At 62.0% G+C, this 10,293-nt stretch carries 9 protein-coding genes and 1 pseudogene; 2 read left to right on the top strand and 8 right to left on the bottom strand.

What is annotated here, in order from left to right; genetic code table 11:
- Window positions 1-157 precede the first annotated feature (157 nt).
- The 4 genes and pseudogenes from NKH36_RS28500 to NKH36_RS28485 form a co-directional block, all read right to left on the bottom strand.
- A pseudogene (locus tag NKH36_RS28500) lies at window positions 158-705 on the bottom strand (dihydrofolate reductase family protein).
- A gap of 41 nt (window positions 706-746) precedes the next feature.
- Window positions 747-899: a dihydrofolate reductase family protein gene (locus tag NKH36_RS28495; protein ID WP_352961169.1), complete on the bottom strand. Its 153-nt coding sequence runs from the start codon at window positions 897-899 to the stop codon at window positions 747-749.
- Window positions 900-934: 35 nt separating this feature from the next.
- Window positions 935-1,861: an SRPBCC family protein gene (locus NKH36_RS28490; RefSeq protein WP_352961167.1), complete on the bottom strand. Its 927-nt coding sequence runs from the start codon at window positions 1,859-1,861 to the stop codon at window positions 935-937.
- Window positions 1,858-2,199 (bottom strand): ArsR/SmtB family transcription factor, encoded by a 342-nt coding sequence (locus NKH36_RS28485; protein ID WP_352961165.1) that lies wholly within the window; start codon window positions 2,197-2,199, stop codon window positions 1,858-1,860. The genes NKH36_RS28490 and NKH36_RS28485 overlap by 4 nt, the downstream gene beginning before the upstream one ends.
- A 440-nt stretch (window positions 2,200-2,639) precedes the next feature.
- Between NKH36_RS28485 and NKH36_RS28480 the strand changes: the two genes are divergently transcribed.
- Window positions 2,640-4,283, top strand: a complete 1,644-nt coding sequence (locus NKH36_RS28480; protein ID WP_352961163.1) for an MFS transporter — start codon at window positions 2,640-2,642, stop codon at window positions 4,281-4,283.
- A gap of 55 nt (window positions 4,284-4,338) precedes the next feature.
- Here NKH36_RS28480 and NKH36_RS28475 read toward each other — a convergent pair whose 3' ends face one another.
- Both NKH36_RS28475 and NKH36_RS28470 read right to left on the bottom strand, forming a co-directional pair.
- Complete coding sequence (locus NKH36_RS28475; protein ID WP_352961161.1) at window positions 4,339-5,760, bottom strand: coiled-coil domain-containing protein; 1,422 nt, start codon at window positions 5,758-5,760, stop codon at window positions 4,339-4,341.
- A 334-nt stretch (window positions 5,761-6,094) separates the two neighbouring features.
- Entirely contained in the window at window positions 6,095-7,207 is a 1,113-nt protein-coding gene (locus NKH36_RS28470; protein ID WP_352961159.1) for a TauD/TfdA family dioxygenase, read from the bottom strand.
- A gap of 468 nt (window positions 7,208-7,675) precedes the next feature.
- On the opposite strand from NKH36_RS28470, the gene NKH36_RS28465 reads away from it, so the two are divergent.
- Window positions 7,676-7,960: an SCP2 sterol-binding domain-containing protein gene (locus tag NKH36_RS28465; RefSeq protein ID WP_352961157.1), complete on the top strand. Its 285-nt coding sequence runs from the start codon at window positions 7,676-7,678 to the stop codon at window positions 7,958-7,960.
- 55 nt (window positions 7,961-8,015) lie between these two features.
- Here the strand turns inward: NKH36_RS28465 and NKH36_RS28460 are convergent, their stop codons facing one another.
- A complete protein-coding gene (locus NKH36_RS28460; RefSeq protein WP_352965360.1) occupies window positions 8,016-8,579 on the bottom strand; it encodes a GNAT family N-acetyltransferase in 564 nt (187 codons plus the stop codon).
- Between the two features lie 262 nt (window positions 8,580-8,841).
- Window positions 8,842-9,975, bottom strand: a complete 1,134-nt coding sequence (gene odc2, locus NKH36_RS28455; RefSeq protein ID WP_352961155.1) for an ornithine/lysine decarboxylase — start codon at window positions 9,973-9,975, stop codon at window positions 8,842-8,844.
- Window positions 9,976-10,293: the final 318 nt, after the last annotated feature.

Here is a 10,293-nt window from a genome sequence, read left to right as displayed (position 1 = left end):
TCGACCTCAACGTAAGCCAACGATAAGATGGGAAACTGTTCGCGATGTCCTCGCACACCTGTTCGCGATGTCCCCGGTCCAAACAGTCCGGAGCGCGCCGCTTCCCCGGCTCTCCCATTTCGACAAGCCTAGTTGACGGGAGAGAGCGGATCGACCGTCATTGTCTGCTCTCCGGCGCGTAATGGAGAATGACAACACCTGACTTGAGCGTCCTCGTCTCCAGATGCTTCAGGGGTATCCGGTTCGGGCCGCCCTTGAAGAGCGGCGTGCCTCTCCCGAGAATGACGGGGTTGATCCCGAGGTGATACTCGTCGACCAGGCCGTGCTCCATCAGGGTCGCCGTGAGGCGGCGCTGCCGAACACGAAGATGTCTCCGCCGTCCCTGGTCTTCAGCTTGGAGACTTCTTCCGCGACATTGCCGTTGAAGACCTTCGTGTTGTTCCAGTCGGCGCTTTTCAGCGTGCGCGAGAAGACCACCTTCTCGATCTTGTTCATGAAGTCCGCGATCCAGCCTTGCTCGGACGGCCAATAGGCTGCCATGAGCTCGTAGGTCACGCGTCCGAAGATCAGCGTGTCGGCCTTTTCCTGGGTCTCACGAATGTAGTTCTCGAGTTCTTCTTCGAAGACGAACCAACTGATGTCCCCGTCCGGACCTTCGAAGAAGCCGTCGACGGTCACCATGTCCCATATGATCAGTTTTCTCATGGAACCCTCCTCTTCGTGTATCCCTTTGTGAATTCTCGGCTCTATCCCGCGAAGCGGAAGCGCATGTTGGTGATCTGCCCCGCTTCCGAGACCTCGGTCTTCTCCAGCCTGACCGGCTCCATGCCCTTCTGACTGAAGAGGCGGATGCCGACGCCGATGAGGACGGGCGCGACATGGATGAGGACCTCATCCACAAGCCCTAATTCGGGCCGACGGGAAGTCGCAGCATTCAGCGGGATGCGACGAAGCGTTCCAGTTTGCCCAGAGTTTGCAGTCCCAGTTCCACGGCACCGAAACCCTTCGCCTCCTGGAACTCGGCAGCCGTGCTGAATACCATGCCCAGCGTTACCTTCGTTGCCCCGTCCTGATCCTCGAACGAGGCCCAGGCGTCGGCATGTTTCGGCCCGTTCTCGCCCCAATGCAGCGTATAGCCGATCCTCTCCTCGGGCCGGACATCGACATAGAGATGGTGGTTGGGGAAGACCGTGCCGTCAGGCGCGATCATGTCGAATACCCATTCGCCGCCCGTTCGCAAGTCGATCCTCTTGGTCCGACAGGAGAAGCCTTCCGGCCCCCACCATTGCGGCAGCGTTTCAGAGTTCATCCAGGCGCCCCACACGACGGATCGCGGCGCCTGAATCACGCGCTGCAGCACCATAGTCCGTTCAGCTGCGCCCGCGAGGTTGTCCAGGCCGGCGCCGAAGCCTTCCCGATAGCCTGCCTCCATGTCCTGCGCCAGCGAGGAAAGCTGCACCGTCACGACCAGCCGGCTGCGCTCGTGCGTGCCTGAAAGATTTGCCGTCACCAGCGCTGCTGATTGCGTCACGCCTTCGCACGAGATCACCTCGTAGTTCACGCTGCACACCGCTGGCTTCAGCGCAAGCCAGCCATTCTCGCACCGGATGTCAGGCTGGCCCTCTACCTTGCAGAGCGAGACCTCGCGCCCACCCACCCTGGTGTCGGCCTCCAGGAACTCCACGGTGACCGAGGGCGATGGCGCAGCCCAGATCGCCCGTGCGGCCGGGGCCGTCCATGCCTCCCACAACACGGCCAATGGCGCGGCCACGTCCCGTTCGAAGGTGAGCGTCGCAAAGCGGCCCTTCCTATCATCAGGCACGGGACGGGTCGCATCGTTTGTAGCGAGATTCTGTGTCATTCTGCGCGCTCCTTCATCACATTCATCACAAATGCGTCCAACCGGTCGAGCCGAGCTTCCCAGATGGCCCGCTGTTCATCGAGCCATGTCCGCACTGGGTCCAGAGCCTCGGGCACGATAGCGCAGGTGCGTATCCGCCCGTCCTTGGAGGTGGAGATCAACCCTGCCTCCTCCAGCACGGAAAGGTGCCGCATCACCGTGGGCAGACGTAGTCCCGTGGGCCCAGCCAGATCCGTCACCCGCGCAGGCCTTTCGGCGAGTCGAGTCAGGATCGACCGACGGGTCGGATCGGCCAGAGCGTGGAAGAGCAGCGATAGATCAGGATCATGCTTAGCCATGTCGCTAACTATCGTCCAATTTGCTGGCGGCGCAACGAAAACTTCGTCAAGTCGCTAAGTTTTTTCCGTCCAAGCAGACGGCTTCCGTTGCCGAGTCCGCTGAGAAGTTGCTCGAAGCGATGCTCGCACAGGCCGATGCCTGCAATCGAAGACAAATTCCTGAAGCCGCCAGTCCGCTTCCCAGCCGTTCGCGTTTTATGGGTTTCATTCGCCTAGCAGGCAGCGGGCGCGGCGGGCGGAAAGTCGGCCACCTCACCGAAGCGCCTCACGCGGCTGCAAGGATGGCCGCTGACTTGTTCCGGCGTCCGCTATCCTGTTGTTGGACCATGATCTTCTTTGAAAAGGCGTTCGCCCTTTGCGAAGTCATGCTCTAATTCTAGGGGACGGCATGAGGGCACCGATTCTGGAAGAACGCAGCATTTGAAGTCGGGGAAGCATCCATGATCGACGACGAGCCGGACAGCGAACGCGTCTCGGCGCTGGCGCCGTTCCGGCACGGTATTTTTCGCGCCGTATGGTCCGCCAGTCTGGTTTCGAATTTCGGTGGCTTGATCCAGGGCGTCGGCGCCGCATGGATGATGACCACGATCGCCACCTCGTCCTATCAGGTCGCACTGGTCCAGGCCTCGACGACCTTGCCGATCATGCTGTTTGCGCTCGTTGCCGGTGCGATCGCCGACAGCTTCAACCGGCGCAAGGTCATGCTGATTGCCCAGATCTTCATGCTGGTCGTCTCGGTTCTGCTGACCGTGTTCACCTATCTTGGCTTGATAACGCCGTGGACGCTGCTCGCCTTCGCCTTCCTGATCAACAGCGGCACGGCGCTTTACAACCCGTCATGGCAGGCTTCTGTCGGCGACATGGTGCCGCGCGCCAAGCTGCCGGCGGCCGTCGCGCTCAACTCCTTGGGCTTCAACCTGACGCGCAGCGTCGGCCCGGCGATCGGCGGCATCATCGTTGCCGCCGCAGGTGCTGCGGCGGCTTTTGCCGCCAACGCTTTGAGTTATGTCGGGCTCCTCATCGTGCTTGCCCGCTGGAAGCCGGATTTGCCAGCCTCGACACTGCCGCGCGAGACGCTGGGGGCGGCGATGGGGGCCGGCCTGCGCTACGTCGCCATGTCGCCCAATATCGGCAAGGTGCTGGTCAGGGGTGCGGCTTTCGGCTTCAGCGCCGGCGCGGTTCTGGCGCTGCTGCCGCTGGTGGCGCGCGATGTCGTCAAGGGCGACGCCTTGACCTACGGCATCATGCTCGGTGCGTTCGGCATCGGCGCCGTCGGCGGCGCGCTGATCAGCGTCCGGCTGAGGCAGATCCTGTCCAGCGAGACGATGGTGCGCATGGCATTCGCCGGCTTCGCGCTTTGCGCCTTCAACGCCGCCGTCAGCGACCACGCCTGGCAGACGTCGCTCGGGCTGCTCATCGGCGGCGCCTGCTGGGTGATCGCGCTGTCGCATTTCAACGTCACGGTGCAGATGTCGACGCCGCGCTGGGTCGTCGGCCGGGTGCTCTCGGTCTATCAGACCGCGACCTTCGGCGGCATCGCGCTCGGCAGCTGGATTTGGGGTGTTGTCGCCGATGCGCATGGCGCCGAATTCGCGCTGGTCGCGGCGGCGGTCGCGATGCTGGCGGGCGGCGCAATCGGCCTCTTGCTGCCGTTGCCGCAGCAGGCGGTGCTCAACCTCGATCCCACCAACCGTTTCAAGGAGCCGCACCTTGCGCTCGACCTAAAACTGCGCAGCGGCCCCATCGCCATCATGATCGAATACATTATCCGCGAGGAGGACGTGCCGGAATTCCTGGCCACCATGGCCGAACGCGGCCGTATTCGCCGCCGTGACGGCGCCCGCAACTGGACGCTGGCGCGCGATCTCGAAAATCCCGCAATATGGATCGAGCACTATCACACGCCGACATGGCTCGAATACATCCGCCACAACAAGCGGGCCACCCATGCCGACGCCGTTGTCGGCGAGCGCGTACGGGCACTGCACAGCGGCGACGAGCCGCCCCGCGTCCGCCGCATGATCGAGCGTCCGACAACCGCCGGCACGGCGATCGTCATGCCGAAAGGACCGATCGAGCATTAGGCCGTGCCGGTGTGTCCAGTTGGATGAGCACATGACGGCGCAGCCCACTCGCGCTTTAGGACGCAGCGCGCAGGCTCGTCCGGACGCGCCGCCTGCTTGTGGCGCGGGCCTTCTCCGCCACGACACCGGTGATCTCGACCACGCCGTTCTCGTGCGGTCTGGCGTTTGTGACCTTGTGGAGACGCTCATAGGGCAACAGTTCCTTGACCCGAGCATCGAGCAAGGCGACTTCGGCTCGCAGATCCTCGCATTCCTGCCTCTGGACATCGAGCTGTATCTGTTCGGATGCCTGCTGCAGGGAAAGCTGCGAAAAATTCGCGCTCACGGTCGAAAGGTGCATCTTGTCGTCTTCGTTCTCCTTTCTGAGAACGGACAATCTTTCCTCCGCAATTTGCTTTTCGGCCACGGCGTCGCTCCATTGAGCCTTGAGATTGGCGATCTCGCTGGCGGCTTGACTGTTCTCGTTCGAGGCAACTTCCAATCGTGATTGGAGGTTGCGAATTTCAGAACGCAGGCCGCCGATCTCCGTGAAACTACGCGCACGCTCGGCTTCCCTGTCGCTTTCCATGATACGGACAGCTTCTGTCATTTCCGACAGCTTCGCTTGCGCGATATCGAGCGATTTCTGCAGCCGCATCTCCTCTTTCTCGCTCTTGCCAAGCGCAGCCAGCAGTTCCGAAAGTCGCGTCGCATCACTGGCATGAATCGTCGAGAGTTCATCCAGCCTGTGCCGCGCCTCAGCTTCCCGTTTCAGCGCCTTGTCGAGATCGATCGACAGGCTGACATGTTTTTCCCTTAGTATGTCGTTCTCGCGTGCGCATCTGTTGGCCTCAGCCGTTCTGGCCGAAAGCGTTTTTACGAGGTCGCCGAACTCCGCTTCGCGTTCTGCGCTCGCATTGCCTGCCACGACGAGTTCCAGCCTTGCTGCAGCCAGCGCACCGCGAAGTGCCTCCTTGTCCTCCACCAGGCTTATCTCGCGCTGCTGCAGCACCTCGACAGCGCTTTCACGCTCGCGCTGTTTTCTGGTCGCGTCGTGGAGCTGCTCCGATAGCACTCTTTGCTGCGTGGTCAGGCTGACATTTGCCAGTTCCAGTTCGTTGGCGCGAAGAATGTCCCCGTGAAGCAGCTTCAGGAATTCGCCTGTCAGATGATGCGAGGTCGCGATCTCCGACAGTTTCGTGTTGATCTCCTCCAGATACTCCCGCGCATCGTCAAAGAGCCCATCAACGGCATTTAACGCAGCCAGTCGGGTTTGTGCATGGGAAGTCAGCCGTAATGCGATCTCGGGAGTGTCCGCATCGTCCTCCGGCTGAGAGTTGTCATTCTTTGCTGCGAGATTCTCATCCGGGACGTCATTCAACGGCGATTGGTCGTCTAGCTTGAGACACTCATCGAACGCATCCGCCAAATCGGCTTCGAGCTCCTTGAATGCTCTGTCCACCTTTTCGGCACGCTTGATCAGACTTTTGATTCTCATGACTGAACATCCCCCTCTTGTAGCGCCATCATGGGGTCTTGATCCTCGCCTGCCGGATACGGGTTCATCCTACCTCCCCTGACGCGGTCGCCGCGTGAGATGACCGCTCTTGAATCTGCTGTCATGGTCCCGTTCACACCACCCTGAGCGCATGAGGCCGAGTCCACGCTAGGGACAGGCTTGGCCACTGTCCTCGTCTGTTTGAATGAGGCAAACCGTGTAACTGCCCTGATTGTCGCCCGCTTTCGGGCAACAACCGGAGGAGCGTCCGTCAGAGTTCCAGACTTGGGTACCGACCGCCACTGACCGCGCATCCGCGATCATCGTCGTGCCGCTATCGGGAGAGGACGCGAATACGACTCTGAAACTCACCCCGATCGACATAGCATCCGCGCAAATGTCGTTGCCCGGTGTTTGGGTTGAACGATTGGCGGCCGTGCAGCACCCGGCGATTGTCGAAGACCCCCATTTCGCCGGCCTTGAGGCGGTAGGCTAATTGAAAACGCGAGCCGCGGATCATCATCATCAGCTTGCGATAAGCCGCATAAAAGGGCGCGCATATGTCGGAGGGAAGGTCGATGACATCGACAAGATGGGCGTTGAACCGCAACTCTGTCACTTCTCCATCGCGTCGAGTTACGATCACAGGAAACCGACCGCGCAGATCGTAGTTTTCGTCGTGAAAACGATAGGGTATCTCGACCTCGCACAAGAGACGGTAGGCTTCCGGATCTTCCGCCTCTAACGCGGCCACGACCGCAAACCCGTCGGCAAAGACCGATCCACCGCCTTCAGCTTCGTTGGCGAGGCAATGCAGGAATTGATAGCCGGGCGGCACCTCCTGGTTGGCGAGATCGGTGTGTAACGGCAGGGCGACCGGCGTATAGGCCAGATTGTTCGGGTTTGGCATCGACACGACCTCGAACATGGTGCCGAAGTTTGTCTGGCGCAGGAATCCTATCCGCTCGGCCGCACGCCGCCCAGCGTCGGGATCATCGTCAAGCCCATCGACGATGGAGAGCCCGTATGCAGCCGCTGCCTTCAGCCAGGAGAGCAGATCGGCATCGCTTTGCAAGATGTCTCCGGCGGAGTGACGCGGTATGGTTTCAAGATCGAGCGAGCCGTCCCAGAGTTTCGGGGCGATGTCAGCCGGATCGTCCCGCTTTCTGCCCGGACGGTAGGATTCGAAGAACCGGCTCGGGAATTCCTCCTCAGCGTCGTCGTTCGGCCAGACAATGCTCACGGCGCCGCCCCTGTCCCGCACGCTGACGGGTCTGAGTGAGGGGTCTACGCTGGTCAGGTCGAATATTCGCTCTTCGGTCTGCGGGTGAAACGCCGATGGCGCATTATCCTTTAGCCAGAGCCACGGATAGCAGACGGTTTCGCCTGACGAGAAAGTCACGGCAAGCGCGGTCTCCCGGGCTTCCACGGAAAGCATGGTATTCATGACGGTGTCTCTCTGAACACGAAATTTAAGTTTCAGCTTGCATCGGGCCCGCAGGCCATCAACCCAGCGGTGGTGGCCACCACAAGCTCGGCTTCCCATAACGATGGGATCCGGGATTTCTGTTCGGTTCTTCGAGCACTCGATCACCAGGTGAAATCTGGCCCAGCTGAAATCTGGTTCAGATCCACATGGCGATGGTAGCGGTCATTTGCCGGCAGTGTCCAGCTAAATGCGATGGGACCGCCATCCCCTCTCTCGGCTGCCTCTTATGGACAACCCAGCTTCGCTGCGGCGATAAAACCATCCTCATCTCGGAGAACCGCGTTGACGTAAACGTCAACCCGAAGCTAAATGCGCCAGCGACCGTGATCGCGAAATGCGCAAGACGGCGACTTCGGCCAGAATCGAAGTGCCCCAGACCGAAGTGCCAATGGGTGCGACAAACGCAACGAGACGAGGAGAACGGCCATGGGCGTTCAGGAAATTGCCGACAAGATCAGCGCGCGCGTGGCGAGTGCTGGGTTCGATCGTTCGGTGAAATTCGATACCGGCGGCGACGGTGTCATCGTCATCGACGGCGCTGATGTCTCGACCACCGACGCGCCCGCCGACTGCACCATAAAGCTTTCGCTCGACGATCTGGAGTCGCTGATTGCAGGCGATCTCAACCCGACCATGGCGTTCATGTCCGGCAAGATAAAGGTCGAAGGCGACATGAGCGTCGCCATGACGCTGAGCCAGCTGATCGGCTGATTCAACCAATCCGGGATGAAAAAAGACGCCGCCCGATGGGCGGCGGCTTCTTTCGTCAGGCCGCGAGCGGCAGCCGCTGTGCCTTCAGCTTGCGCCCCGCCGCTTTCAACGTGCCCTGCACGCCGGCGAGCGCGCCTTCCGCCAATTCCAGCGCCAGCAAGCGGTGCCGTTCGTAAGGTCCGGGCATGGCAAGCGAGCCGGTTTTTTCGGCCGAAAACCCGAAACGCTCGTAATAGGGCGCATCGCCGACCAAGAGGATCGCCGCATGGCCGAGGCGCGCGGCTTCAGCGATTGCATGGCGCATCAGCGCCGAGCCGATGCCGGCATTCTTGATTGCCGGATCGACGGCGAGCGGGCCAAGCAGAAGCGCTGCCTGACCGCCCTCGCCCAGCACCACATCCCAAAGCCGCACGGTGCCGGTGACGGCGCCCGACGCATCGCGCGCGACAAAGGCCAGGCCTTCCGAAGGCCGGCGGCCGCGCCGCAGCTTTTCCGATGATTTTTTCCGGCGCTTCGGCCCCATGGCGCGATCGAGCAAAGCCTCGCGCGCCAGGACGTCGGCAGCGGCTTCGGCGGTGATGGCAAATGCGTCGGCAATCTCCCCCCTCGAGGGGGAGATGTCGCCGAAGGCGACAGAGGGGGTCGCCGCGCGTGAAGCGCCGACGCCGTGCGGTCCAAGAGAGGTCGCGTCAGCCGGACCGACCCCCTCTGGCCTGCCGGCCATCTCCCCCTCGAGGGGGGAGATTCCCGCGGCGCCCTCAACAATGAAATTTACAACGTCCATTTCCGCAATCCCTGGCGAGCGGAGATCTGTTCCACAGGCGAGCCCGGGCGGGCGACAGGCGCCCACCTGGGATGATCTGAGCGGTTCTTTCGAACCGTCAGATCACGTAGGATCGGAGAGGCTCGAAGCCGTTGAAGGCGACCGAGGCGTAGGTCGTCGTGTAGGCGCCGGTGCCCTCGATCAGCACCTCGTCGCCGATGGTCAGCGACAAGGGCAGCGGATACGGCGTCTTCTCGTACATCACGTCGGCCGAATCGCAGGTCGGCCCGGCGAGCACGCACGGCGCAGTTTCGGTGCCGTCATGCGCGGTCACGATCGGGTAGCGGATCGCCTCGTCCATCGTCTCGGCGAGACCGCCGAACTTGCCGATGTCGAGGAACACCCAGCGCACATTGTCGTTGTCGGCCTTCTTCGAGATCAGCACGACTTCCGACTTGATGACGCCGGCATTGCCGACCATGCCGCGGCCCGGTTCGATGATTGTCTCGGGAATCGCGTTGCCGAAATGCTTGCGCAACGCCGAGAAGATCGCCTGGCCATAGGCCTGCGCCACCGGCACATCCCTGAGGTAACGGGTCGGGAAGCCGCCGCCCATATTGACCATCTTCAGGACGATGCCTTCGTCGGCGAGAGTGGCAAACACCTTTTTGGCGTCGCCGAGGGCGCGGTCCCAGGCGGTCAGGTCGGTCTGCTGCGAGCCGACATGGAACGACACGCCATAGGCGTCGAGGCCGAGCGTCCTGGCATGGCGAAGCACGTCGACCGCCATCGCCGGCACGCAGCCGAACTTGCGCGACAGCGGCCATTCGGCGCCTTCGCCGTCGGTCAGCACGCGGCAGAACACACGGGCGCCGGGTGCAACGCGGGCGATCTTCTCGACCTCCTCGACGCAGTCCACCGCGAACAGCCGGATGCCGAGCTGATAGGCGCGCTGGATGTCGCGCTCCTTCTTGATGGTGTTTCCGAAGGAGATGCGGTCCGCCGGCGCACCGGCGTCCATCGCCATCTCGACCTCGGCAACGGAAGCGGTGTCGAAGGACGAGCCCATCGCAGCAAGCAGGCGCAGGATTTCCGGCGCCGGGTTTGCTTTCACCGCATAGTAGATTTTCGAATCGGGAAGCGCCTTCTCGAAAGCGCGGAAATTGTCGCGCACGACGTCGAGATCGACGACGAGGCAGGGGCCGTTCGGACGTCGGCTGGCGAGGAAGTCAAGGATGCGCTGGGTAGCCATCGGGGTCTCTCCATCAGCGCCTTTCGGCGCGCACAAAGGCTGCGGGACGCGGGTCATCGACCTCGCGAACACAAAGGCGGGACGTCACATCCATGGAACCAGCCGGTGGAGACCCCGGAACCATGAAGCGCCGTCTCGCGGCGGTGAACCTTGGCCTTGCCCGGCCTCGGTTCGCTTTGTCTGCCTTGGCTTGGATTGGGAGAACCCGTTCCGCACTGCCGGAAATGAAGGTGTGCCTCTTCAGTAACCCCGGTCTTTGGACGACCGGCAGAACACCAGAAAGGCCCGCACCGTCGTTGCTTCAAGGTGTCCTCGGTC

Source organism: Mesorhizobium sp. M1312 (genome assembly GCF_040318115.1).
In the GTDB taxonomy this organism is placed as follows: Bacteria; Pseudomonadota; Alphaproteobacteria; order Rhizobiales; family Rhizobiaceae; genus Mesorhizobium.
The sequence above is the reverse complement of the archived record's forward strand: the minus strand, read 5'-3'. Positions and strand labels throughout refer to the sequence as shown.